This is a genomic window from Paenibacillus ehimensis NBRC 15659 (assembly GCF_004000785.1).
GTDB classification, from domain to species: Bacteria; Bacillota; Bacilli; order Paenibacillales; family NBRC-103111; genus Paenibacillus_G; species Paenibacillus_G ehimensis.
On record NZ_BILX01000029.1, the window covers coordinates 53579 to 76762 of the forward strand.

27 protein-coding genes are annotated in these 23184 nt (G+C 53.8%); 17 read left to right on the forward strand and 10 right to left on the reverse strand.

All coding sequences use genetic code 11. From position 1 onward, the window contains the following. The first annotated feature begins 7 nt into the window (after positions 1–7). The 13 genes from PEH01S_RS17730 to PEH01S_RS17790 all read left to right on the forward strand — a co-directional run bounded on the left by PEH01S_RS17730 (position 8) and on the right by PEH01S_RS17790 (position 11663). On the forward strand, positions 8–1033 hold the full coding sequence (locus PEH01S_RS17730) for an alcohol dehydrogenase catalytic domain-containing protein (protein WP_127487096.1): 1026 nt from the start codon (positions 8–10) through the stop codon (positions 1031–1033). Between the two features lie 15 nt (positions 1034–1048). Then, on the forward strand, positions 1049–2146 hold the full coding sequence (locus PEH01S_RS17735; RefSeq protein WP_127487098.1) for an ABC transporter substrate-binding protein: 1098 nt from the start codon (positions 1049–1051) through the stop codon (positions 2144–2146). Positions 2147–2203: 57 nt separating this feature from the next. Continuing rightward, the gene (locus PEH01S_RS17740; protein WP_025849208.1) at positions 2204–3292 is read left to right on the forward strand and encodes an ABC transporter ATP-binding protein; all 1089 of its coding nucleotides are present in this window, start codon (positions 2204–2206) and stop codon (positions 3290–3292) included. Then, entirely contained in the window at positions 3282–4127 is an 846-nt protein-coding gene (locus PEH01S_RS17745) for an ABC transporter permease (protein WP_025849209.1), read from the forward strand. The genes PEH01S_RS17740 and PEH01S_RS17745 overlap by 11 nt, the downstream gene beginning before the upstream one ends. Positions 4128–4150: 23 nt before the next feature. Next, positions 4151–4918: an ABC transporter permease gene (locus tag PEH01S_RS17750; protein ID WP_246062973.1), complete on the forward strand. Its 768-nt coding sequence runs from the start codon at positions 4151–4153 to the stop codon at positions 4916–4918. A gap of 21 nt (positions 4919–4939) precedes the next feature. Further along, positions 4940–6016: an aldose 1-epimerase family protein gene (locus PEH01S_RS17755; RefSeq protein ID WP_025849211.1), complete on the forward strand. Its 1077-nt coding sequence runs from the start codon at positions 4940–4942 to the stop codon at positions 6014–6016. A 14-nt stretch (positions 6017–6030) separates the two neighbouring features. Beyond that, entirely contained in the window at positions 6031–6783 is a 753-nt protein-coding gene (locus PEH01S_RS17760; RefSeq protein ID WP_025849212.1) for an HAD family hydrolase, read from the forward strand. 112 nt (positions 6784–6895) lie between these two features. Continuing rightward, on the forward strand, positions 6896–7162 hold the full coding sequence (locus tag PEH01S_RS17765) for a hypothetical protein (protein WP_025849213.1): 267 nt from the start codon (positions 6896–6898) through the stop codon (positions 7160–7162). 257 nt (positions 7163–7419) lie between these two features. Next, positions 7420–8463, forward strand: a complete 1044-nt coding sequence (gene cyoA, locus PEH01S_RS17770) for a ubiquinol oxidase subunit II (protein ID WP_127487102.1) — start codon at positions 7420–7422, stop codon at positions 8461–8463. A 41-nt stretch (positions 8464–8504) separates the two neighbouring features. Then, positions 8505–10478: a cbb3-type cytochrome c oxidase subunit I gene (locus PEH01S_RS17775; RefSeq protein WP_127487104.1), complete on the forward strand. Its 1974-nt coding sequence runs from the start codon at positions 8505–8507 to the stop codon at positions 10476–10478. After that, positions 10478–11089, forward strand: coding sequence for a cytochrome o ubiquinol oxidase subunit III (gene cyoC, locus PEH01S_RS17780; RefSeq protein ID WP_025849216.1), 612 nt, complete (start codon positions 10478–10480; stop codon positions 11087–11089). Before PEH01S_RS17775 ends, cyoC begins: the two co-directional genes overlap by 1 nt. Position 11090: 1 nt before the next feature. Then, complete coding sequence (cyoD, locus tag PEH01S_RS17785) at positions 11091–11423, forward strand: cytochrome o ubiquinol oxidase subunit IV (protein ID WP_025849217.1); 333 nt, start codon at positions 11091–11093, stop codon at positions 11421–11423. Positions 11424–11543: 120 nt separating this feature from the next. Then, positions 11544–11663, forward strand: coding sequence for a putative holin-like toxin (locus PEH01S_RS17790; RefSeq protein WP_407669443.1), 120 nt, complete (start codon positions 11544–11546; stop codon positions 11661–11663). Positions 11664–11843: 180 nt separating this feature from the next. Here PEH01S_RS17790 and PEH01S_RS17795 read toward each other — a convergent pair whose 3' ends face one another. The 7 genes from PEH01S_RS17795 to PEH01S_RS17825 form a co-directional block, all read right to left on the reverse strand. Continuing rightward, a complete protein-coding gene (locus PEH01S_RS17795) occupies positions 11844–12200 on the reverse strand; it encodes a DUF6463 family protein (RefSeq protein WP_127487108.1) in 357 nt (118 codons plus the stop codon). Further along, entirely contained in the window at positions 12184–12774 is a 591-nt protein-coding gene (locus PEH01S_RS17800) for a hypothetical protein (RefSeq protein ID WP_127487110.1), read from the reverse strand. Before PEH01S_RS17800 ends, PEH01S_RS17795 begins: the two co-directional genes overlap by 17 nt. A 57-nt stretch (positions 12775–12831) precedes the next feature. Further along, the gene (locus PEH01S_RS17805; protein WP_127487112.1) at positions 12832–13068 is read right to left on the reverse strand and encodes a hypothetical protein; all 237 of its coding nucleotides are present in this window, start codon (positions 13066–13068) and stop codon (positions 12832–12834) included. After that, a complete protein-coding gene (locus PEH01S_RS17810; RefSeq protein ID WP_127487114.1) occupies positions 13055–14269 on the reverse strand; it encodes an ArsA family ATPase in 1215 nt (404 codons plus the stop codon). Before PEH01S_RS17810 ends, PEH01S_RS17805 begins: the two co-directional genes overlap by 14 nt. Before the next feature lie 69 nt (positions 14270–14338). Next, positions 14339–14815, reverse strand: a complete 477-nt coding sequence (locus PEH01S_RS17815; RefSeq protein ID WP_127487116.1) for a MarR family winged helix-turn-helix transcriptional regulator — start codon at positions 14813–14815, stop codon at positions 14339–14341. A gap of 229 nt (positions 14816–15044) precedes the next feature. Continuing rightward, complete coding sequence (locus PEH01S_RS17820; RefSeq protein WP_025849223.1) at positions 15045–15461, reverse strand: Lrp/AsnC family transcriptional regulator; 417 nt, start codon at positions 15459–15461, stop codon at positions 15045–15047. An 88-nt stretch (positions 15462–15549) separates the two neighbouring features. Further along, positions 15550–16323 (reverse strand): MBL fold metallo-hydrolase, encoded by a 774-nt coding sequence (locus PEH01S_RS17825; RefSeq protein WP_127487118.1) that lies wholly within the window; start codon positions 16321–16323, stop codon positions 15550–15552. Between the two features lie 313 nt (positions 16324–16636). Here PEH01S_RS17825 and PEH01S_RS17830 point away from each other — a divergent pair, with 313 nt between their 5' ends. Further along, the gene (locus PEH01S_RS17830; protein WP_127487120.1) at positions 16637–17632 is read left to right on the forward strand and encodes a LacI family DNA-binding transcriptional regulator; all 996 of its coding nucleotides are present in this window, start codon (positions 16637–16639) and stop codon (positions 17630–17632) included. 2 nt (positions 17633–17634) lie between these two features. Further along, positions 17635–17853 (forward strand): hypothetical protein, encoded by a 219-nt coding sequence (locus tag PEH01S_RS17835; protein ID WP_127487122.1) that lies wholly within the window; start codon positions 17635–17637, stop codon positions 17851–17853. Positions 17854–17874: 21 nt separating this feature from the next. On the opposite strand, the gene PEH01S_RS17840 is transcribed toward PEH01S_RS17835, so the two are convergent. Then, positions 17875–18237, reverse strand: a complete 363-nt coding sequence (locus PEH01S_RS17840) for an MmcQ/YjbR family DNA-binding protein (RefSeq protein WP_174807145.1) — start codon at positions 18235–18237, stop codon at positions 17875–17877. A gap of 234 nt (positions 18238–18471) precedes the next feature. On the opposite strand from PEH01S_RS17840, the gene PEH01S_RS17845 reads away from it, so the two are divergent. After that, complete coding sequence (locus PEH01S_RS17845) at positions 18472–19077, forward strand: pentapeptide repeat-containing protein (protein WP_127487124.1); 606 nt, start codon at positions 18472–18474, stop codon at positions 19075–19077. Positions 19078–19352: 275 nt separating this feature from the next. Here PEH01S_RS17845 and apgM read toward each other — a convergent pair whose 3' ends face one another. Together apgM and PEH01S_RS17855 are read right to left on the reverse strand one after the other, a co-directional pair. Further along, positions 19353–20594: a 2,3-bisphosphoglycerate-independent phosphoglycerate mutase gene (gene apgM / locus PEH01S_RS17850; protein WP_127487126.1), complete on the reverse strand. Its 1242-nt coding sequence runs from the start codon at positions 20592–20594 to the stop codon at positions 19353–19355. 15 nt (positions 20595–20609) lie between these two features. After that, entirely contained in the window at positions 20610–22100 is a 1491-nt protein-coding gene (locus tag PEH01S_RS17855) for an SLC13 family permease (protein ID WP_127487128.1), read from the reverse strand. 174 nt (positions 22101–22274) lie between these two features. On the opposite strand from PEH01S_RS17855, the gene PEH01S_RS17860 reads away from it, so the two are divergent. Beyond that, a complete protein-coding gene (locus tag PEH01S_RS17860; RefSeq protein WP_127487130.1) occupies positions 22275–23180 on the forward strand; it encodes a LysR family transcriptional regulator in 906 nt (301 codons plus the stop codon). The last annotated feature ends 4 nt before the right edge of the window (positions 23181–23184 follow it).

The following is a 23184-nucleotide window of genomic DNA, read 5'->3' on the forward strand; positions in this document are numbered from 1 at the left end:
TTCACCGATGCCGGAAACGATGCGCGCGCTTGTGTGGGAAGGGCCGGGCGTACTTCAGCTGCGCCATGTCCCCGTACCGGAAGTAAAGAACGATGAAGTGCTGGTTAAAGTGTCTTATTCGGGAATCTGTGCGACGGATCAAGAAATTTTTCAAGGGAAATTTCCGTACCGGCCTCCTTATATTTTAGGACATGAGCTGACCGGGACAATCGTAAAAACCGGCCATGCGCAAGCCGCTTTGCGGGAAGGGGAACGGGTCGTCATCGACCCGGCCGTCCCTTGTGAAGCCTGCCTCTCCTGCCAGTCCGGAAAGCCGGAATTTTGTCTCAACTATCGTGAGCTCGGGATCAATAGGAACGGCGGCTGGGCCGATTATGCGGTCATCCCCGCACGATGCGTCCACCGCATCCCGGACACGATGAGCGACCTGGCGGCTGCTGTATTTGAACCGATGACGTGCCCGTTCGGAGCGGTTGAGGCTGCGGGGGTGAACGCCTGCGATAAAGTGCTCGTTTTTGGGGACGGCCCGGCGGCTCTCTATTTCACGCAGATTGTCCGAATGCGAGGGGCCGCTGCCGTAACGGTCGTCTATAAGCTGCCGGAGCGGGTGGAATGGCTAAAGAAAGCGGGAGCTGCTGTTGTTATTGAAAGCGTTAACATGGAATCCGTCGAACAAACGGACGATTACGTCCGCAACCAAGGCTTCGACCTTGTGATCGATGCCGTAGGGCTGTCGGAGACGGTGCAGGCCGCAGTCCGGTACGCGAAAATCGGCGGCAGAATGATCTTTTATGGCTTCAAGGATAGCCAGACGAGCGCCTTCCCTCACCGGGAAATTATTCTCAAAAACTTGACGATCTACGGGCGCACGAATGCGCCGTCCGTCTGGCCGAGAGCGATTGAAGCCGTAAGCCGCGGCTATATCGAACTGGAGCCGCTGGTAGGGCAAGTTCTCAAGCCGGAGCAAGTGAAAGCCTTTTTGGAGGAAGGCCAATCCTCTTGTGCGATCAAAACCGTCATTGACTGGAGATAAAGGAGGGGACAAGCTTTGCTTAAAGCTGCCATTCGCATCGTTGCCGTTGTTTGTCTCATGTGTTGGGTCGCCGCCTGCGGCCATCCGCCGGGCCAACAAGCAGGTCAAGGGGGCCCGGAATCCGTCTACAAAGGGCAGACGCTGAATGTCTTGTCGTGGGAGGGCTACCAGGAGGACGAATGGGTGAAACCGTTCGAGGACAAATATGGGGTCAAGGTGAACGTTTCCTACGCCGGAAGCGTCGACGAGATGTTTGCCAAGGCGGCTTCGGGCTCCGTCCATTACGATTTGATCTTTATGGACGGCGGTTCCGTGACCCGGTACCAGAAGCTGAACCTGCTTCAGCCGATTGACACGTCCAAGCTGAAGAACACCGCGCAGCTCATTCCTGCCATGAACAAGCTGAACGAAAAGCATGTGACGTTCGAGCAGAAAGCTTACGCCCTTCCCTTCGCCTGGGGCTCGCTGCCACTGGCTGTCAACCGGGACAAAATCAAGGAGCCCGTCGATTCGTGGTCCGTGTTATGGGACGACAAGTACAAGGGCAAAATCGCCACGGTCGACGATGCCAACAACCAGATTTCGATGACCGCCCTGCTGCTTGGGTTCAAAGACCCTTACCAATTGACGGACGATCAAATGGAGCAGGTCAAACAAAAGCTGATCGAACAAAAGCAGCTTGTCCGTTCCTATTATACGGGCTTTGAAGACGGAAAAAATCTAATGGCCAGCGGAGAGGCCTGGGTCATCTATACGCAGGGGCCGACGATGGTGACGGATTTGCAAAAAGCGGGAATGGATGTCGTCGAAGTCGTTCCCAAAGAGGGAGCGCTGGTATGGATCGATAACGTTACCATTGGCGCGAAAGCTCAAAATCCGGAATTGGTTCATCTCTATATCGACTATTTGATCTCTGCGGAGGTGCAGGCGCAGGTGGTCAAAAAAGCGGGCTACGGGGTCGTTAATCAAGAGGCCGTGAAGCATATTTCGGAAAAAGAGGCGAAAGACGCCCATATGGACGATGCGGACTATTTCAATCGTCTGGTGTACGTCGCATTTCCGGAAAGCTTCGAAAAACGGGTTAAGCTTTGGAACGAGGTTAAAGCCAATTAAGCGCGGTGCGGGAATTTCATTCATCCTCTTTTATAGAAGAAAGGAAAGACGATCATCATGAACGATAGCCAACCGGTCTTGGAAATGATCAATGTGGTCAAGGATTACGGGCATTTCACTGCAATCAAGCGGTTGAATCTGTCGGTCGGCAAAGGCGAGTTTTTTTCGATCATAGGTCCGAGCGGCTGCGGAAAAACGACCATCCTGAAAATGATCGCCGGATTTGAATTCCCTACCGGCGGGGAGATTCGAATTTCGGGTGTGAACGCAAGCGGACAGCCTCCTTATCAACGAAATGTGAATACCGTATTTCAAAACTACGCCCTGTTTCCGCACATGACCGTATTTCAGAATGTCGCCTATCCTCTGAAAATCAAGCAAGTCCCCAAAGCGGAAATGGCCAAAAGGGTGATGGATAGTCTGGACATGGTAAGCATGCGGGAGTACGCGGACCGCAGACCGGATCAGCTGAGCGGCGGCCAGAAGCAGCGGGTGGCTTTGGCCAGAGCTTTGATTTCGAGCCCCGATATTTTGCTGCTGGACGAACCGTTGTCCGCCTTGGACTTTCATTTAAGACAGGATATGCAGAAGATATTGAAGCATTTGCAGCGGGAAGTCGGCATTACGTTTATTTACATTACGCACGATCAAGGGGAAGCCTTAAGCTTATCGGACCGGATTGCGGTCATGAAGCGCGGAAGGCTGCATCAGGTAGGCACCCCGGCCGAAATTTACAATCATCCGACAACGAAGTTTGTCGCCGGGTTTATCGGAAAGACGAATTTGCTGCCCGGCCGGATGATTCAGGATCATCTGTTTCAATGCGACAACGGGGAGACCTTCCGCGTCGAAGCTCCGAACGATCCGAATGCGGCCTGCTTATCGATACGTCCGGAGAAAATCCGCTTCGCTCCGGAGGACGATACGTATACGAACAAAATCGAAGGCGCTTTCGTGCTGGAGGAAACGTATTACGGCTCGGAAACCGAAGTATTGCTCAAGCTGAAGGGAGAGCTTCCGTTCCTCCTGAGGATTACGGAGCAGGACAAGCATCGCCGGATTGCTCCGGGAACATTTGTCGATCTTTATTTCAGGACGGAAGACGCAGCCGTTGTTCAGAATACAGGTGAGACCGATGAACAATAAACGGATTATGATCTCGTTCATCTCCCTTTGGGTGATCTTGTTTATTCTTATTCCGATCGGTACTATGGCATTATACAGTTTTTGGCAGGTCGATCAATTCAAACTCGTGCGGACGCTGACTTTCGCGAATTATATCGCTTTCTTCACCGATCCGACTTATGTGCAGCTGCTGCTGAAGACGCTGAAGCTTTCCGCGTTGATCGCCTGTCTCGCTGTTGTCATCAGCTATCCGATGGCCCTGATCGTCCATTATAAAGGAGGGGCCTTCAAAACCGTGCTGTTTTTGGGCGTGCTTGCGCCGTTATGGGTCGGCTACTTGGTACGGATTTATGCATGGCGTTCCATTTTGGGTGAAAACGGGTTTATCAATTCCGTTCTTCTGCTTGCGGGTGTTTTGGAGAAGCCGGCAACGGGCCTGCTGTTTAACAATTTCTCCGTGATCGTTACCGTGCTGTGCATAGCCATTCCGTTCACATTCATTCCGATTTATACCACCATCGAGAAAATCCCCGTCTCGTTAGTCCGGGCTTCGGAAGATTTGGGGGGAACGGCATTTTATACGTTTATTCACATTATTGCTCCGCTAAGCTTGCCCGGTATTGCAACCGGATTCATGTTTGCCTTCATTACCGCCGTCGGCGATTATATGGCTCCCGCCTTGGTCGGAGGGGCGTCCGGAATACTGTTCGGCAATATTATTCAGACCCAGTTCGGCAACAGCTTTAATTGGCCGCTGGGCGCCTCCTTGGCCGTCATATTGCTGCTATGCTTGCTGCTGGTTATTTTGATTTTGAGGAAGCTGGGGGATGTCAAAGGAACATTCGAAGAAAATTAGCGGAGGGACCCACCTTGAACTACGTGAAGAATTGGGCTTGCATCCTGTTTGCCGCGGCCGTATATCTGTTCTTGTATTTACCCATTCTGGTCACCGTGCTGTTCAGCTTCAACGCGTCGCGCATCCCGGCGCTTCCGATCAAAGCGTTTACCTTCGATTGGTACGTGAAGCTGTTTCAGGAGCCGAAGCTGTGGCTGGCCGCCAAAAATAGCCTGACGGTCAGCATCCCCGCCATGCTGCTTGCGATTCTGGTGGGCACCACGGCCGCATTTTTGTTCCAGCGCTACAAATTTGCCGGGAGAAGCTTTTTGCAGCTTTCCCTATTGCTGCCTTACATTTTGCCCGGCATCATCACCGGCATCGCGCTGACTTTATTCTTCAAAACGCTGCAGCTCTCCGCTTCTTTGTTCGCGGTTACCCTCGGACATGTCGTCATTGTTACACCGGTAGTGATGATCATGGTGATGGACCGGTTGAAACGTCTGGACAAAAACTTGGAGCTGGCCTCCATGGATCTGGGGGCCTCTCCGTTAAAAACATTTTTCTACGTCACGCTGCCCAATATCAAAGGGGCTTTGCTGGGCGGAGCTTTACTGGGACTCACGGTATCGTTCGACGAGATCGTCGTGACGTTCTTCCTGATCGGAACGGACAATACGCTGCCTATGCAAATCTGGTCGATGATCCGGTACGGGTATTCGCCGCAAATCAATGCCATCTATTCGCTGTTCATTGTCTTTTCCTTGGCGGTTATCGCGTTTGCGGGAAAAAACGTATTGAAAAAATCGTAGCAGAACGGGACGGATGGAGAAATGGCGAGAAAAGCTTACTTACATTATAAAAAAGAACAATGGAGGCCCAAGGTCGGAGCTTACCGGCAATTGGCCGGCATTCAACCGTTTGCTTTTGCCGAGGGCAAAGCCAAAGGTCTGCGCGCTTTCGACGTGCGCAACGGGAGGCTGCGCTTTACCGTGTTGGCCGACCGGGGGATGGATATCGGACAGGTGGAATGCGACGGCATTCCGATGGCGTGGATCTCGCCCGTCGGCTACGCCTCCGGCGAATATTTCGAGCCGGCCGGGACGGGGTGGCTGCGCAATTTTTCCGGCGGTCTGCTGACGACGTGCGGGCTCACCCAAGCAGGAGAGCCGTGCCGTGACGGGGAGGAGGAGCTAGGGCTGCATGGAAGAATATCCAATCTCCCTGCCCGTCAAACCGCCTACGAAGAGGAGTGGATCGGAGAGGAGTACAGGTTGTCCGTTCGAGGGTGTGTCGAGCAAGCTTCGGTGTTTCATGAGCAGTTGGAGCTCAAGCGATCGATCACGACCGTTTTCGGTTCCAATGTGATCAAAATCGAGGACGAGGTCATCAACCAAGGCTGCACGGCTGCTCCGCTCATGTTGTTATATCATATCAACCTGGGATTTCCTTTGGTCGATGAAGGTTCCTGCATCGTCGGTTCCATAACGAATGTAAGAGCATGGGAGGGCACGCCGGATGCGGACCTGGAGCATTATTCGCTTATCCCCGGTCCTAGTATTGCCGTGGATGAGGAGGTTATCCATGCGGAAGTGGAGCCCGACGAAAACGGGAAATGCCATCTGATGCTCGTAAATCCGCAGGAAGATATCGCGTTTGTATATTCCTACGATTCACGGCAGTTTCCCCGGTTTTCGCTATGGAAGGGCATCAAACAAGGCATCTATGCGGTCGGCTTCGAACCGGCCAACTGCGGTTTGAACGGAAGAGCGGCCGAGCGGCGGGAGGGCGGGCTGGAGGAGCTGCTGCCTCATGAAAAGCGTACATTTGAGTCGGAATTTATGTTTTTAACCACAAGAGAAGAAATCGAGACCGTTTTACGGGAAAAGTTCGGCAGCAGGGAGATCTAAGGAGGGTACATTTTATGGGCGGCAAAAGCTTATGGATTGGCGATACGAAGGTTGAAGCGAAGGCGGTAGGATTCGATAAGGACGGCACATTGTTCGATGCCGTGGCCTTTTGGGTATATATCGATACGCTGCGGAAGCAGCAGTTTCTGAACCTGGCCGGGGAAGAGCATGAGGAGCAATGGGAGAAGCTGATGGGTATTCGAGGAGCCGGCGAGGTAGATCATAACGGCGTGCTGGCCGTAGCGACGACCTTGGAGGAAATCATTCTCACCGCCGGCGCTTTCTATCAGTTGAAGGGCTGGCCGTGGACGGAATGCAAAGCCAAAGCGGAGTCCGTCTTCCGTCTGGCGGACGAGAATACGATGCTGGATCAAGCGTTCCAAGCCAAAGAGGGGGCATCGGAAGTCATCCGGTCGCTGCTTGATGAAGGGATCCGTACAGGGATCTTAACCTCGGACAAATGGACAAGAGCCGAACAGTGCATGGATTTGCTCGGAGTCAAGGAGCGGCTCGATTTTCTCATTACCCCGGAGCAGGTGGAGAAAGGCAAGCCAAGCCCGGACATGGTCTTTAAAGCCTGTGAGCAGCTGGGGATATCTCCCCATGAGCTGGTGGTCGTCGGCGATTCCGTTGTCGATATGAAGATGGCGAAGGCCGCGGGAAGCATCGCTGTCGGGATTGTGACGTATGACGGCTCCAGAGAGGTGCTGTCCGAGGATGCGGACTTCCTCATCGATTCGCTATTGGAGATTCGAACGAGTTCTTGAAAAATTTTTGTCGGAAATTTGATCAAAAATTGAATTTTATATGAACAAAATCGCAAAAGTGTGGTATACTATTGGAAGAGAAAGCACTTTCAGTGATTTAGGAGTGATCGCTATGACGACGAAAACGGCAGTCTTGGCCGAAGGAACCGGAAACGAGCGCAACGTGGGCAGATTGGTAGCTTTGATGACGGCAACAGCATGGGTGCTGCTTGGGATCGGATTGCTGCTTAGTTTATTTAACCTGCATGACTTCAGCGATCGTAACACGTCCCTTATGGTCGGGGTCGGGTTCATGGTCGGCAGCGTTCATATCTATGTGATCCGCACGGCAATCCACCTTGTTCATTCCAGAGCGAAAACGGAAGACGACAGTAAATAAATGGAATAATGCGCAATTTTAGCCCCTTCGGGATTCCCCGAAGGGGTTTTTGACGTTTATTCGAGGTGTCATATTTTGACAAGTGCAAAAAATTTGTCAGCTTCGTGAAAATTATTTTGCAGAATAATGACGAAACCTTGACGTATTTGTTAAGTACCGCGAACATTTTGTCGTAATCTGTTATGGTGGATCTATAGAGTGATCTGGCTCACAGTCAGAACAATCATAGCATTCGGAGAGCGTGGGAGAGGATCGACATGAGAAAACCGGTAAAGATCGGCCGAATTTCGCTAGCGCTGCTGTTCATCCTGATGATGGCGCTGCTGACCGGCTGCGGACAAGAAATGATGGTGTTCGACCCGAAAGGGCCGATTGCCCAAGACCAGCGAGACCTGATCGTGATCTCGACCGTGCTTTGCCTGATCGTGCTGGTTCCCGTGCTGGCCATGACGGCGGTCATCGTATGGCGCTATCGCGACGCGAAAGGAAACAAGGCGGCCTACAAGCCGAATTGGTCGCACAGTACGAAGCTGGAGATGATCTGGTGGGGGATCCCGATCGTGATCATCCTTATTCTGGCTGGCGTGACGGTAAAATATACGTACGCATTGGAGCCTTCCAAGCCGATCGAATCGGACCAAAAGCCGATCGTCGTTCAAGCGACGTCGTTGGACTGGAAATGGCTGTTTACTTACCCGGAGCAGGGAATTGCGACGGTGAACTATTTGCAAATTCCGAAGGGCGTGCCGATCAAGTTCGAATTGACGTCTGACGCTCCAATGAACTCGTTCTGGATCCCGCAGCTTGGCGGACAAATGTATACGATGTCCGGCATGGCGATGACCTTGTATCTGCAAGCCGACGAGGCAGGCAAATATTTTGGCACCGCAGCGAACTTCAGCGGGGAGCATTTTAACGATATGAAATTCGACGTACATGCGACGTCGCGGGAAGAGTTCGACAAGTGGGCCGCAGGGATCAAAAAGTCGGCAAGTCCGTTGACCCAAGCCGGCTATGACGCATTGGCCAAGCCGGGCCGCTCGGGCGAGCAGTTTTTCTCGTCGTTCCCGGATAACCTGTTCTACAACATCGTTACGAAATATGCAGTCGGCGGCTCGCATGGCGCTCATGGCGGTCACGGAGCGGTACCCGGCGGCAGCGGAAATGAATCCGGCGGGAAGCCGAGCGCTGCAGTCAGCGGCAGCAACAAGATGGAGGACGTAACCGCAGGCCAAGGCCACGGGGCTCATGGAATGGCCGGCGGCAGCGGACACGGAGCTCACAGCGCCTCCGGAAAATAAATGAACGCTCGATTTATTTCACATAGAAAAGAGGCCCACTCATGCTGGATACCATAAAACAATTCGCATCGGAGTTTTTCGTCACCGGGGATCCGCTCATTCTCGGGGCACAGGTAAGCATCGGGCTTGCGATGGTGGCCATCGTCTTCGTGCTTACGTATTTCAAAAAATGGGGCTGGCTGTGGCGCGAATGGCTGACGACCGTCGACCATAAGCGGATCGGCATCATGTATATTATTTGCTCCATTCTGATGCTGTTCCGCGGCGGCGTCGACGCGCTGCTCATGCGGCTGCAGCTGGCGATGCCGGGCGTTGAATTTTTGCAGGCAGACCACTATAACGCCATCTTCACGACACACGGCGTCATCATGATTCTGTTTATGGCGATGCCGCTCATGTTCGGTTTGTTCAATGTCGTCGTCCCGCTGCAAATCGGCGCGCGCGACGTCGCCCTTCCGTTCCTGAACTCGCTCAGCTTCTGGCTGTTCTTCTTCGGGGCGATGCTGTTCAACATTTCGTTCGTCATCGGCGGTTCGCCGGATGCGGGCTGGCTGGCCTACCCGCCGCTGTCCGAGCTGTCCCACAGCCCGGGCGTCGGTCAAAACTTCTACATCTGGGGCATCCAGATCTCAGGGATCGGGAGCTTGGCGACGGGGATCAACTTTATCGTGACGATTCTCAAAATGCGCGCGCCCGGCATGAAGCTGATGAACATGCCGATGTTTTCCTGGTCGGTGCTGTCCAGCTGTATCATGATCATTTTCGCGTTTCCGATTTTGACCGTGACATTGTTCCTGCTGTTCCTTGACCGCTTTGCGGGCGCGCATTTCTTCACGCTCGACGGCGGCGGCAACCCGATGATGTATATCAACTTGATCTGGATGTGGGGTCACCCCGAAGTATATATCGTCGTCGTGCCGGCGTTCGGCATTTTCTCCGAGGTGGTTGCGACCTTCTCCCGGAAAAAGCTGTTCGGCTACTCTTCGATGGTATTCGCGATGATCGGGATCAGCGTCCTGTCGTTCTTTACGTGGGTCCACCACTTCTTCACGATGGGCTCCGGCGCGGATGTCAATGCATTCTTTGCGATCACGACGATGCTGATCGCCATACCGACAGGGGTCAAGGTGTTCAACTGGCTGTTTACGATGTTCCGCGGCCGGATCCGGTTCACGACACCGATGATGTGGGCGGTCGCGTTCATTCCGTGCTTCGTTATCGGCGGGATGACCGGCGTCCTGTTGTCCGTTGCTCCGGCTGACTTCCAATTTCACAACAGCTACTTCCTGATTGCGCACTTCCACCAAGTGCTGATCGGCGGCGTCGTGTTCGGATACTTCGCAGGTCTTTACTACTGGTGGCCGAAAATGTTCGGCTTCAAGCTGAACGAGCGCCTCGGCAAATGGGCGTTCTGGTTCTGGAACATCGGCTTCTATATCTGCTTCATGCCGCAATATTTCCTCGGACTCGACGGCATGACGCGCCGTACGTATACGTACGATTTTGACATGGGCTGGGGACCGCTTAACTTCGTTTCGACGATCGGCGGCTTCCTGATGGGGATTGCGTTCATTTTCCAAGTATGGCAGATCGCATACAGCATCAAAAATCATGAGAAAGATACGACAGGCGACGCTTGGGACGGCCGCACGCTCGAATGGACGATTCCGTCGCCGGCGCCGATGTACAACTTCGCCATTACGCCGACCGTGCAGGAAACGGACGACTGGTGGGAGCGGAAGCAGAGAGGCGAGAAGCCGCTCGCTCCGATTCCGGATGCGAAGCTGGAGCCGATCCATATGCCGAAAAACTCGGCGATTCCGTTCATCAAGTCCGCGCTCTGGTTCTTCGCCGGGTTCGGGTTCGTATGGAACTGGATGTGGCTGACGATTCCGGCGCTTGTCGGCATCGCAATCTGCATGCTGGCGCGTTCGTTCTCGTACGATACCGACTATTACATTCCGGTCGATGAAGTGAAGCGGACAGAGCAACTGGCAAGGGGGGCAAAAGCTTAATGGCACACACAGCGGCAAATCACGGACACGACGCTCACGACCACGGCCATCACGATCAAGAGTCGTTGAAGACGTTCGGCTTTTGGCTCTTCCTGATTACGGACGTTATTTTATTCGGCACGTTGTTTGCTACCTATATTGTTCTTCGCGGCAATACGAATGCAGGACCGACGCCCGAGGAACTGTTTCAAATGCCCGGCATTATTGCCGAAACGTTCATCCTGCTGACAAGCAGCTTTACGAGCGGGATTGCGGTGCTTGCGATGCATCGCGGCAACAAGCAGCAGCTGATCGGCTGGCTTGCGGTCACCGCGCTGCTCGGGGCGGCGTTCATCGCGCTGGAAGTGACGGAGTTCGTGCATATGGTGCACGAAGGCGCGACGATTTCCACCAGCGCTTTTCTATCCGCGTTCTTTACTTTGGTAGGGACGCACGGCTTGCACGTTTCGATCGGCTTGGTATGGATGATCGGGCTCATGCTTCAGCTCCGCAAACGCGGCATAAATCCCGTAACCAAGCGCAAAGTGGAAAATCTCAGCTTGTACTGGCACTTTCTTGACGTCGTCTGGATTTTCGTCCTCACGGTCGTCTACTTGATGGGGGTGATGTAAGATGGGGAATTCGCATGGAGCTTCTTCGCATGAGCAGCACGGCTCCCATGGCTCGCTGAAGTCTTATACGATCGGGTTCGTGCTTTCGATCATCTTGACGATCATTCCGATTACGATCGTATTGAACAGCATGCTGAGCAAGACGGCGACGCTGATCGTGATTCTTGCGATGGCCGTTCTTCAGTTCGTCGTGCAGCTCGTCTTCTTCATGCACCTGCGCGAAGGCGAGAATGCCCGCTGGAACATGATGGCGCTGCTGCTCGGCATGATCATTCTGCTGACGATCGTCGCAGGCTCGATCTGGATTATGACTTACAATGCGGTAGCGCATTGAGGTGAGGGGCGAGAAATCGCCCCTTTTTCTATTATTCATTGCTAGAATAGTATGGTATAATTATGTATCACAATAGAATGGCTTATATGGGCGGTCGGCTAGCCTCTCGGAAGGGAGGTGATGCCCGTGGAGGTTAAAGACGTTTTGACGCTCATGATCAGTTTCGGCATGCTGCTTATCGCGCTGTTGACTCTGGTTGTGACCATTGTCAATGCGATTAACCAAAACAAAAAGAAATAGACCGCCCTCAGCATAGGTAGCGGTCGATTCATGACTAGTTCTTATTCTGCTTAGCCACCGCCCTTAAAAGCGGCTATTGTGCGGGAGTCGTGTTGGCGCACGGCTCTCTTTTTATTATACAGTACGGGTTCCGTACTGACAATATTACATAATATATTACTTAATATATTCATATCCGGCTCAGTCCCGCATCATGATAAGCGCCTGCGGAATAACGAGCCAGAAGCCTGACACCGGCATGAAAAAGACGCCGACGAGACAAAGCCCAAGCATGTAGACGCCGATAAATTTCGGGATTTCCATTCTTTTGACTTGGGTCAGCCAGCGGATCAGTTCGGCCAGCATAAACAGAAGGGCGCCGAATAGCAGGAACCAGAAGGCCGAACCCCGGTCGTAATGAGGATCAATGCTGTTAAATAGTCCGCTCCGTCCGATATCTGCAAGCGGCTGCCAATAAACGAAAATGCCGACTACCGTATGCAGTACCGCCGTCCAAGCAAGCATCGTGCCCGAATAAGATTTAAGTTTGGCTGCCATAAACAAATCGCTCCTTCTCCGCATTGGTTTTGATCGCTCTGAGCAGACCGCGCCGGATCAAGGCGCTGCCGGGATAAATCAGCAGCCAATACAGCCCGAATTTCAGCCGTACCGCCCTGTCCTTCGTTTGAATCCGCGTCTCGGTGAAGACCGTCATCGTTCCGTTCGGCTGCTCCTGTATCTGGAAGTTCATGACCGCCTTCGCTTGACGCGGGTTGTCACAAGCGATAAACGCCTGCGCCGAATGTAAGCGGATCGGCTCGTAACCAGCCGGTTTCCAGAACGTGCCGACCACGCCGACAACAAACTCCTGCCCTTCGCTTTCTTCCAGCAGTATGAATCCGCTGCGCATCATTCGCTTTATAAACGGTTCGTCGCCGTCGAAAGCCGCCGGTTTGACTTTGCCGGCCAGCCGGGCCGGAAGCGTCCGAATGCCGAACAGCAGGCGCAGCACGGGAACCTCCCCGTATTTTACTTCGCGAATCGCACGATAGACCGCAACCCTCGACGCGCGGATGTTGATCGAATGCTTTTCGTGGTAATGGTAGACCGGCAAATAGCGGTCGAGCAGCATGGCCATACCTCCTCGTCTCAAGCTCTAAGGCTCCGGGCGGCAAACGGTGCTATGGCGTCAATCGGTGATGTCGATCGAACCGCGGAAACGGCTCGTCGATTTTCTGCCTGCCGCCTCTGACGGATCGTTCGTCCGGTCGATTGCGGCATCGAGCAGGCTGCGAAGGCCAAGCAGGGCTTCTCTGCGGGAAGCGAGGAAATGGCTGCGCGCCCCGGCGGGAATAAATTCGGCAATCAACGTTTCTTGCGCCTCCGACAAGCTGTCCAGCAGTCTTGCTACTTTATCGGCTCTCATCGTTTTCCTCCTTTTCGGGTTCGCCCGGCAGCTCTCTTTCGCCGAAGCGGATTGCCAGCTTCTGCTCCGTAAACCGGGCACCGGCAATCGGACGGCCGAGCAGGATGCGCGGCAGCACCACTTTGCGCTTGTAAGGACCGGCTTGGACGGTCAGCTCGTCGCCTTTCTGGCTGAGCGACAAGTCGCTTTTGTCAACAAAAGGCAGCATCAGATCCAGGAAGTAAACGTCGTCCTCCTTGCGGATCTCCTGCACCTTCCCCAGGTGAAGCACCTCCGAGACATTGCGGCCGCCGAAGGCGGCTTCGCCCATCTGAGCGAGGAGCGGCAGGCCGTGAACTTCGGATTTCATCAGCGGAATGCGGAAGATCGGCAGCGGGCTGAAGCAGTCGCGAATTTCTTCTTCATATTTATCTTGAGCCGCACGCCATCCGGCCCAATAGCCGGTGCCCGCTTCCTCCGGCAGCACGCGGTTGACGACCACCGCATCGGTATTGAAGCCGAACAAATTCAAATAGGTGAACGCTCTGCGCGCCTCGGAGATCACCATCTTCTCCGGATTGATGACCATGCGGATGGAGGTCGTCTCCGAATCGAGAATCAGGCTTTGCAGCAGCTCCAGCTCGCGGGCGAGCGACTCGATGCTGTTCATGACATTGTCGTCTGGCAGCTCCAGCCCGCCTGTGACGATTTTGGCGACGGGACGCACCAGCTTCACCAACCGGCGCTCGTACGGGAAAATTTTGTCCATCCACCAGCCGAGCACGTTCGGATAGCTGAGCAGCCGGAGCGTCTCTCCGGTCGGCGCGCAATCGACGACGATGACGTCGTAGTCGCCGCTGGCCGCATGGCGCTTGATTTCCAGCAGGCTGAACAGCTCCTCCATGCCGGGGAACACAAGCATTTCCTCCGTCGTCACGTCGCTAAGATCGGCCCAGTTCATCAGGCCGGCCAACCAGCCTTGGACCGCACCCCAGTGCCTTTCCGTTTCGCGCAAGCTGTCCACCTCTTGCCCCCATAAACGGTCGGCAATGGGAACAGGACTGCTGCCAAGCGGCTGATCGAACGAATCGGATAAGCTGTGCGCCGCATCCGTACTCATCACAAGCGTACGAAGCCCCTGCGCCGCAAGCGCGACACCCGTTGCCGCAGCGACGCTTGTTTTGCCGACGCCGCCTTTGCCGGTATACAAAATGATTCTCATCATATCCCTCCATTTAGTACGATTTCGTAGTATTTAGTTAAAAAAATAGGGGCTGCGGTTTAAGCGAATTTAATCGTCTATCCGGATTTTCCGGACGGTGCGATCGGATGGCAAGCTGCCTTTGTCTTCTTTGTGCTGCAGCGCTTTGCCTACTTTGACCGCGAGCGTCAGAAACTGCTGCAGCTCCTCCGGAGAGAGAGCCGCCTGTACGCGGGCAAACATGTTTTCCATCATGGCTTTCGCCTGGCCTGCCAGCTTGCGGCCTTCGTCGGACAGCCTGACCAGAATGATGCGCTGATCTTTGTCGGATTGATTGCGCTCGGCAAGACCTTTGCGGACCAGACGTTTCGTCAGGCTCGTCACCGTGCTGAGCGGCGCTCCCAGTTCCGCGGCCAGCTCCGACATAGTCAGCTCGCCGCGATATTCGAGGAACATGAGCGCGGAAATTTCGGAGCGGTTCAACGTTTGCTCCAGTTCCGCCGCCTCCGCCATCAAGCTCATGGGCCGCAGACCGTGTTTGAAAAATAGCTCCAGCATCTGCTCCATCAACGGCTGCATCCTCCAATGTATTGCACATTTCACTTACTACGATATGGAACTAATTTACGGTTTCATTTTACTATGATTTCGTACTAATGGCAAGAGTGACGTTTATGTTCGGGTGAAAATGAAGCGGGGGAGGATGCTAGACGGCGATGGAGCGCTGCGGTTCGACAAGGAAAGAAGGAAATAACGCCCCCGCATTCGGGGACGTTATTTGATGAAGAAACACCGTCTACTTCACTTTTCCGATAGCCAGGTTGACCTTATAGTTGCCGTACCGGAGGATCTCGTCCAGCAACCCGTTCAGTGCGGCCGGGTCGGGTACCGCTGCTTTCACCGTGTAGCACCCTTCGCCGCTGACCCGGTAAGCTTCGATCACCGCCTCTTGTTTCCGAACAAAGCTCTCGAAGCCGCTGTGATTCGTCGATTTCATAAATACCGTGATGAGGGCAAGAACGGGGCGGCCCATTTTTTCCTCGTTGACCTGAACGGTATAGGCTTGTATGATTCCCAGGTCTTCCAGCCGCTTGATCCGGTTCCCGACCGCTTGCCCCGACAGAAATACGTGTTCCCCGATCTCCTTCCACTGGATACGGGCATTTTGCCGGAGAAGACGGATAATCTCGATATCGGTTTGATCCAGCTCCATAATTACACCTACTTGTATGGAAGATTGCTCACACCGATTGTACCGTGTCCGTCCGCGGGAAACAAGACTTCCTCCGCTTGCTGCAGCCTTACACGCGCGATGAGGACGGATGGAAGCGGAAGGACTCTCCGTCCTCCGGAACAAGGACTCTTTCCGCCAGTCCGAGCCCGGCAGTGTAGGCTCTCAAGTCTTCTCTCCGCAGCAGGCAGTGGTTCCAAGCTTCCATATGAGCCACGATAACTTGAGCGTCCGGAACGGCGCCAGCAACCTTCGCCACATCCGCTTTGTTCATCGTAATCGGTCCGCCCTGCAGGAACTGCGCGCTGCCTCCGAACAGCACGACGACGTCAGGCTTATGCTGGGCCAAGGCTTGTTCCACCTCCGGGCACCAGATCGTATCGCCGGCGATGTACAGAACAGGCTCGCCGGGCGCATTCAGCACGAAGCCGGACACCGGTCCCATGCGCTTGCCGATCTCGCCCGTGCCGTGCTGACCCGAGGTGCGAACGATGCTGAGAGAATCCCATGCTATATCCGACTCGACGGGCCGCACATCCCGAAAGCCCTGGTCCCGGAGCTTCCCGGCATCCTCCGGTTGGCAGAAAAAGACGATATCCTTCGGCAGCAGCGCGGCCGCGACGGCGTCGAAATGATCCGGGTGGGTATGGGTAAGCAGGACGGCGTCGGCTTGCAGCAGATGGGAGACGGGAACGTTTAGATTCACGGTTGGATTGGCAAAAGAATTCGGCGTATTCGCGACGGGAGGCATAGCTCCGGCCGGGCTCAACATCGGGTCGACGAGCAGCTTCTTTCCGTCGTATTCGATATAGTGTGTGGCGTGGCGGATGATTTGAATTTTCATGGATCCGGGACCTCTGCTTTCGTTTTATTTGGTTTCTACCCGTATTGTAAGGCGCGGCGGCTATGCTGCGGAACCATCCGGTGAAAGAGAATCGCGTCTTTTGCTTTCGTGACGGAAGAAAACTCCGTACAAAGGCCGAATCCTTCAAAAAAACACATTGCTATCGAAGGGGAGAGGATGGTAATATAGGTTCACAAAAGTAAAGTATTGTAAATAGATGTCGCTTCATGCCGTCATCCGGCGATTCGATCTACCTATCCCAAAAGTTAAAGCGGTTTAATTTTCATAGTGCGTACCGGAAGGAGCCTGCCCCATGAAAGCAAGCATATATGACGTGGCCAGATATTGCGGATTGTCGGTGGTGACCGTTTCCCGTGTGTTGAACAATACGGGCAACGTGCGGGAGAAAAACCGCCGTAAGGTGCTGGACGCCATCGAGGCTTTGGATTACCGGCCTCATGCCGCAGCACAAAGTCTTGCCCGGGGTCATACCCGTATCATCGGATTGATGATGACCACGCTGCATGATCGCTTTTTTGAGACGGTCGTCAACGAAATCAACCGCGCGCTTGCCCGGTACGGTTATTTTCTGGCGCTTTCCGTCTCGAGCGATGTTCGTTCCCGAGAAACTCACGATTTGATGCACGAAGATCGGGTCGACGGTTTGATTTTGCTTTCTTTGCCGGAAGAGGACCGATATGTCGCCCAATTGAAAAAACGGAGTATTCCGTTCGTGCTCATCGATAATCAAAGACGAGATCACATGGTCCCTTCGGTGCTGACGGATAATTACTACGGAGGCTATGAGGCGGCGAAGCACCTGCTCTCGCTAGGCCATACCCGGATCGCCCACGTATGCGGGCCGGAATATTTTTTGAGCACGCGGGAGCGAAAGAGAGGCTTTTTGGATGCGCTCCGGGAGGGGGGGCTTTCTCCGTTCGCCGTGGTGCAAGGAGACTATGAAATCGGATTCGGCTACAATACGGCAAAGTCATGGATCAGAAGCGGGAAGCTACCGACGGCCGTTTTTGCCGGCGACGACTACATTGCGGTCGGGATTGTAAACGCTTTGGCGGAGGAGGGGATGCGGGTGCCGGAGGCGATGTCCGTCATCGGATACGACGATCAATATATTGCGTCCCGGCTTCGTCCTTACTTGACGACTGTCCGCCAGCCTGCGGAAAACATCGGCCAAAGCTCCGTCGAACTGCTGCTCAAATGGATCGGAGCCGGCTCGACGGCAAGCGTCACGGTCGAATGGAAGCCCGAGCTGGTCATTAGGGAATCGACAGCCGTGTATAAGGCGTAAGGATGGAGATAAGTACCGCGGCAGCATCCAACCGGATGCTGTTTTTCATTGTGGGCCTGTATCAGCTGTTTGATTTGCCGAGAGTGCCTGTTTACGTGAAGGCTGATGTTGCCAGCGAGCATACCGTACGCGCCGTCATCGACAAGCTCGTCGGAGCTTCTCCTTTTGAGGGAAGAAGTTCTGGAGACGCATTTTGCGGCAGCAGGAATGCCTGGTTCTGAGCGGCTTCATCCGTCCTTGCGTCAACCGGCGTTAATCGTTTCTTTCACGGCTCTGGTCAGCTTGCGGTAAACAAGCTGGTACGACTCCTCCAGCATGTCCAGCACTTCGCTGTCCGGAAGTTGGCCGTTCAGCACGACCGTGTTCCAGTGCCGCTTGTTCATATGGTAGCCGGGAAGCACGGCGGTCGGATACGTTTGCCGCACGATCCAGACGTTGTCGGGATCGCATTTCAGATTGACGCTCGGGATGCCTTGATGGGTGCCGAGCAGAGCGAACATTTTGTCGCCGACGAACAGGACGGGCAGCTCCGGATCGAAAGGATACTTGAGGATCGTTCCTGGCTTCTTCAGTCCGTACTCCATAAGACGGGCATGATCGATCATAAGTTCACGACTCCTTGAGATACGTTTTGCTCTATATTGTAACGTATGACCGCGGGGTCTTGCCAGAAGGAAAGAGAGGCGATTAGCCGGAATCAGAATATAACAGAAACTTGTCAGAGCTAAACCTTGTTTCTTTTTCCGATATCTGCTAAGATAAAAACAGAACATTTGTTCTCTTTTCGTTCGGATTTAGGTCGCTATTTTCCTACTATTCATAGGAATGGATGATATCGGATGTTTGAATATGCGGATCAATCGTTTGCGGAAAAAGATTTCAGTCAAGCGGATTTTCGCCAGGGAGAGCTGCGCAACTGCACATTCTCGCGCTGCCGTTTTAGCGCCGCCCATTTGGAGGAGCTGTGGACGTCGGGCTGCCAGTTTATCGATTGTGATTTTACCGGGGCTCAGCTTAACGCGTCTGTGCATCACGGCTCGGCTTTCACCAACTGCAGATTTCGAGGCGCGAATCTGTTTGTCGCCAAATTCGAGGAATGCAAAATGGTCGGCTCCGACTTCTCCGAGGCCAGCTTTGACGGGATCACGATCGAGCGGGGCGACTGGTCGTACACAAGCCTGCGTCACGCCAATTTGTCCAAGCAGAACTTGCGGGGAGTGCGGTTCACAGAGGCCGACTTGTACGAATGCAATTTCGAAAAAGCGGACCTTCGGGAAGCCGATCTTTCCCGTGCACAGCTTGCCAAATGCAAGCTGTACGGAGCCGATCTGCGCGGCGCGAACCTGGACGGCGTCGATTTCAAATCGTTTGAGGTCAAGGGCGCCCGGATGGACGCGGCGCAGGCCATCTTGTTCCTGCGCTCGCACGGTGCCAGGGTGGAATAAGGACGATGAGGGATAGGACGATGCCCGCGGGAAGACCGACCTGCGGGCTGTTTGCCGTTGGATGGGGCAAACGTCCGGGCTTTCAAGAGGAGTTTGGCATCACGCGTTCGACATTCGTTACCGACACACGATCAGGGGCATAGAGCCCCCGATCATGGAGCGGGGGGAGATTCGTGCCGTGGGGCTGGCAGCCGTCGTTCAGCAATCCGCTCACCCGATCACGGAAGCCTAATCCCGTTTTTGCGGGAAACGGACCTGCCCGGCTCTTCCTGTTTCTAGGATCCTTGCTTTTTCACGCATCCCATCAAGCCGTGCAGCGTCGTCACAAATTGATGTCCGGAGAGGCGTCCCAGTCCGCCGTAGGCGCAGTCGATTTCCGTGAATTCAAATACGCGGTCTCTGCGCAAGCTCGGTCCATAGATCAGCACCGGCACGGGATCGCCCGAATGCTCGCCGATCTCGCATGGCGTCGAATGATCGGCGGCTACGGCTAAATACGTATCCTCCGGCAACTGCCCGGCAATGAGGCCGACCAGCTCATCGAACAGCTCGACAGCTTGCACCTTGCCGTGCGGGTCGTTATCGTGTCCTTTCAGATCGAGGGCCTTCAGATGAACGTAAACCATGTCGTTTGCCGCAATTTGCTCGATCGTCCATTGCGCTTTCAGCTTGATATCGGTGTCCATGTTCCCGGTCATGCCGGGATCGGTAAACGTCTTAAAACCGGCTAATTTGGCGACGCCGAGCACCGTGCTTTCCCCCGCAATACAGCTGCCTTTGAAGCCTCGCACGCTTGTAATCGGTTCAAGACGAGCCGCCTGACCGGCCCCCCTCGTCAATAAGAAATTGGCCGGCATCTTCCCGTTCTTCATGCGCTCTAGATTCACGGGGTGCCGTTTCAACAGCTCGTGGGATTTCTTTAAAAAGAGGTTGAGATAATATGCCGTTTTTCGTGCTTCCTCTGATGCATCGAGCGCCCGGACCTCATAATAAGGCTGGCCGTCGTTGGGCGCATGCGGGTCGGAGTCGCTGATTTTGTCGCTCAATCCTTTTCCTCGCAGGATTAAGACGGCGCGGTGCTCGGTAGCCGCTTTTACAAATACCCGCACCTCGTCTTCGAGTACTATCCCGTTCAATGTTTCCGCGATGTCGGCCGTCTTCTCGCGAATGCGCCCGGCCCGCCGGTCCACAACGATTCCTTCGTCGTTCACGGTTGCGAAATTGCAGCGGAGCACGACATCCTCGGGCTCCACATCCATCCCGACGCCCAAGGCTTCAATTGGACCGCGTCCCGGGTAATGATCAGGCTGATAACCGAACAAGATGAGATGCCCCATGTCGGTTCCTACAGGGATGCCGGGCCCGACCAAATCCATCATTCCGGTAATGCCTTGAATGGCAAGCTTATCCAGATTTCGTCTTTGTGCGTACTCCAGCGGTGTTTTATGATTTAAAGCGGGATGAGGGCGATCCCCCAACCCGTCGGCGATAGCAAGAATAACTTTTCTGCGCAGCATGTGATCCTCCCGAATCTAATGGATTCCAATTATTTTGAACCAAGTGAACAAGGACAGGCTGATGACGACGGCGCCGATAAAGCAAGTAACGACCGCATATTTGACCTGATCCAAGACACTGAAATAACCGGTTGAGAAATAAATCGTATTGACTTTCGAATGCGGCGGCAGGGTGATCGTATACGTTAACGTCATCGCCGATGCGAGCCCAAGCGCTACGGGGTCCATTCCCAGCGATTTCGCCAGCGCGATAAAAGCGGGAATCAGAATCGTGACTCTGACGGTTTTACTCGTAAAAATGAGATGGCTGTACATGCTCAGGAAAACAACCAGCACATAGACCCAAACGTGGCTCATATGCTCCAGACCCAGTCCGTTGACCACCTTTTTGATGATCCATTCCGCGCCTTTGGATTTATCCAGCGCATTCCCGACGGCATAGGCGCCCGCGGCGAATATCATCAACTCCCACTTGATATTCGCTTCCTTCCACGTAAGCAATCCGACTCGGGGCAGCAAGCACAGGAGCGCGGCGAGAACGGCCGTCTGTTCCGTGCTGATCTCAAAGCCGAACCAGCCTTTTTGATAGTCTCCGGTTGCCCACAGGATCACGGTAATCAGGAAAATGACCGTCGCCTTCTTTTCGTTTATGGAAAAATCGCCTAATTTCTTCAACTCGTCCTTCAACGTATCGATGGTGTTATGAAACGCAGCTTCGCCTTTGAGCGGAAAAATTTTTAACCCGATAAAAAAGGTAATCAGCATGACGACGATAGCGGTAGGCATCGAGGCCAGCAGCCAATCCATATAGCCGATGTGGCCGCCCGCTTGATCGTTGATGAAGCCGACGGCAATAATGTTGCCTGCCGTAGCCGTCATGACGCCCGAAGTCGCAATGGCATCCGCCTGGACTCCTTGCAGCATCATCACTTTTCCCAGATTGCCCTTGCCCCGAATCGCTTTATATATATCGAGCAGGATCAGACAAATCGGCACCATCAGCGTCGCTCTGGCTGTCGTGGAAGGAACGAAGAACGCTAATATAAAGTTGATTAACACCAAGACGAGCAGCGTCATCTTCGGTGTCCTGCCGAATTTCGTGACCATCCACAGTGCCAGGCGTCTGCCCAAATTCGACTTCATAATGGCGGAAGTGAGAACAAACGCGGAAACCATCAGCCAGATGACGTCGAAACCTAACGTACCGAAGGCGGTTTCCTGATCTTTCACCGCTCCGGTTAAGGGCAGCAGCAGAATCGCTATGATCGATGTCAGGTAGATAGGGATCGGATTCGTGATCCACAACACCAAAGCCCCTGTAAAAATCGCGATCGATTTTTGCGCGTCAGGCTTCATGCCTTCCGGTGTCGGCATAAAGAACAACAGCAAGAATACGAGAACAGCGAGGGGAATCCCCCATGTTTTCATTGCTGCTTCCACGCCGCCTTTCTTTTTGTCCGGCGGGTCGGCTGTAGATTTGTTATCCGGCTGCACCACTTCTGTCATTTTGCGTTCCCCCTTAGGTTGTATTTTGGTTGCGCTTTCATTATAGCGGGGGTAAAATGATAATACAATTTGATTTAATTTTAATAACCATAAGGAAAGATTATAGTTTGATAGCATGATCCGGGAAGCCGTCCAAGGGTCAGGACTTCCCGGCGCAAAAGGAGAGGGCGCACTATGAATATCACGAAGCTGCAAACGTTTTTGACCTTGGCGGAATGCTTGAACTTTACCGAGGCTGCCGAGCAGCTGTACTGCTCGCAACCGGCTGTAAGCATGCAAATTCAAGGCCTGGAGCACGATTTTGGCGTTCCGCTATTCGACCGGGTCGGCAAAAAGCTTTATTTGACCAAACAAGGCGAGCAGCTAAAGCCCTATGCCGAGCAGATCGTCAACCTGCTCCAATCGGCGAAGGAGCATCTTCAACAGCTGGAAAGTTTGACCTACGGCACGCTATCTTTCGGAGCGAGCAATTTTGTCGGCGTCTACCTGCTTCCGGCCGTGCTCGGTCATTTTAACCGAACCTTCCCCGGCATCAAAATCAATATGAATATTACCTCATCGCGGCAATTGATCGGCATGCTGGAAACGAATAAGGTCGAACTTTTGATCATTTCCGATCAAATCCCCGTGGACGAAACCCGTATGCAGGCCGTCACCTTTTACCAGGACGAGCTTGTGCTGGTTGTCAAAGCGGATCACCGCCTTGCCCATGAAGAGGAGTGTTCGCTGAAGGAGCTCACAGCGGAGACGATGATATTGAAGCCGAAAAAGTCAGCCACTCGCATTTATCTGGAAAGCAAGTTCAAGGAACACGGAATCTCGTTCCCGAGTGATATGGAGATCAGCAACCTCGAAGCGATCAAGCAGGGCGTGATTCACGGGCTCGGCGTTTCCATCGTTTCGAAGTTTGCCGTGCAGCAGGAAATCAAAAGCGGCTTATTGGTTTCCGTTCCGATCAAGGGAGTCGCACTGCAACGGGGAATCGATTATGTCTATCTCAAGAATAAACACCTTTCGCCGGCAGCCAAGCAATTTATTGCCTTGTTGGACAGGCAAAAAGCGCTCATTGCGAGTCCCTGATCCA

Bases quoted from the DNA above. Each gene is read 5' to 3' on its own strand.
- PEH01S_RS17730 (WP_127487096.1), top strand. From the start codon at position 8: ATGCCGGAAACGATGCGCGCGCTTGTGTGGGAAGGGCCGGGCGTACTT.
- PEH01S_RS17740 (WP_025849208.1), top strand. From the start codon at position 2,204: ATGAACGATAGCCAACCGGTCTTGGAAATGATCAATGTGGTCAAGGAT.
- PEH01S_RS17745 (WP_025849209.1), top strand. From the start codon at position 3,282: ATGAACAATAAACGGATTATGATCTCGTTCATCTCCCTTTGGGTGATC.
- PEH01S_RS17755 (WP_025849211.1), top strand. From the start codon at position 4,940: ATGGCGAGAAAAGCTTACTTACATTATAAAAAAGAACAATGGAGGCCC.
- PEH01S_RS17760 (WP_025849212.1), top strand. From the start codon at position 6,031: ATGGGCGGCAAAAGCTTATGGATTGGCGATACGAAGGTTGAAGCGAAG.
- PEH01S_RS17765 (WP_025849213.1), top strand. From the start codon at position 6,896: ATGACGACGAAAACGGCAGTCTTGGCCGAAGGAACCGGAAACGAGCGC.
- cyoA (WP_127487102.1), top strand. From the start codon at position 7,420: ATGAGAAAACCGGTAAAGATCGGCCGAATTTCGCTAGCGCTGCTGTTC.
- PEH01S_RS17775 (WP_127487104.1), top strand. From the start codon at position 8,505: ATGCTGGATACCATAAAACAATTCGCATCGGAGTTTTTCGTCACCGGG.
- cyoC (WP_025849216.1), top strand. From the start codon at position 10,478: ATGGCACACACAGCGGCAAATCACGGACACGACGCTCACGACCACGGC.
- cyoD (WP_025849217.1), top strand. From the start codon at position 11,091: ATGGGGAATTCGCATGGAGCTTCTTCGCATGAGCAGCACGGCTCCCAT.
- PEH01S_RS17790 (WP_407669443.1), top strand. From the start codon at position 11,544: ATGCCCGTGGAGGTTAAAGACGTTTTGACGCTCATGATCAGTTTCGGC.
- PEH01S_RS17795 (WP_127487108.1), bottom strand. From the start codon at position 12,200: ATGGCAGCCAAACTTAAATCTTATTCGGGCACGATGCTTGCTTGGACG.
- PEH01S_RS17800 (WP_127487110.1), bottom strand. From the start codon at position 12,774: ATGCTGCTCGACCGCTATTTGCCGGTCTACCATTACCACGAAAAGCAT.
- PEH01S_RS17805 (WP_127487112.1), bottom strand. From the start codon at position 13,068: ATGAGAGCCGATAAAGTAGCAAGACTGCTGGACAGCTTGTCGGAGGCG.
- PEH01S_RS17810 (WP_127487114.1), bottom strand. From the start codon at position 14,269: ATGAGAATCATTTTGTATACCGGCAAAGGCGGCGTCGGCAAAACAAGC.
- PEH01S_RS17815 (WP_127487116.1), bottom strand. From the start codon at position 14,815: ATGGAGCAGATGCTGGAGCTATTTTTCAAACACGGTCTGCGGCCCATG.
- PEH01S_RS17820 (WP_025849223.1), bottom strand. From the start codon at position 15,461: ATGGAGCTGGATCAAACCGATATCGAGATTATCCGTCTTCTCCGGCAA.
- PEH01S_RS17825 (WP_127487118.1), bottom strand. From the start codon at position 16,323: ATGAAAATTCAAATCATCCGCCACGCCACACACTATATCGAATACGAC.
- PEH01S_RS17830 (WP_127487120.1), top strand. From the start codon at position 16,637: ATGAAAGCAAGCATATATGACGTGGCCAGATATTGCGGATTGTCGGTG.
- PEH01S_RS17835 (WP_127487122.1), top strand. From the start codon at position 17,635: ATGGAGATAAGTACCGCGGCAGCATCCAACCGGATGCTGTTTTTCATT.
- PEH01S_RS17840 (WP_174807145.1), bottom strand. From the start codon at position 18,237: ATGATCGATCATGCCCGTCTTATGGAGTACGGACTGAAGAAGCCAGGA.
- PEH01S_RS17845 (WP_127487124.1), top strand. From the start codon at position 18,472: ATGTTTGAATATGCGGATCAATCGTTTGCGGAAAAAGATTTCAGTCAA.
- apgM (WP_127487126.1), bottom strand. From the start codon at position 20,594: ATGCTGCGCAGAAAAGTTATTCTTGCTATCGCCGACGGGTTGGGGGAT.
- PEH01S_RS17855 (WP_127487128.1), bottom strand. From the start codon at position 22,100: ATGACAGAAGTGGTGCAGCCGGATAACAAATCTACAGCCGACCCGCCG.
- PEH01S_RS17860 (WP_127487130.1), top strand. From the start codon at position 22,275: ATGAATATCACGAAGCTGCAAACGTTTTTGACCTTGGCGGAATGCTTG.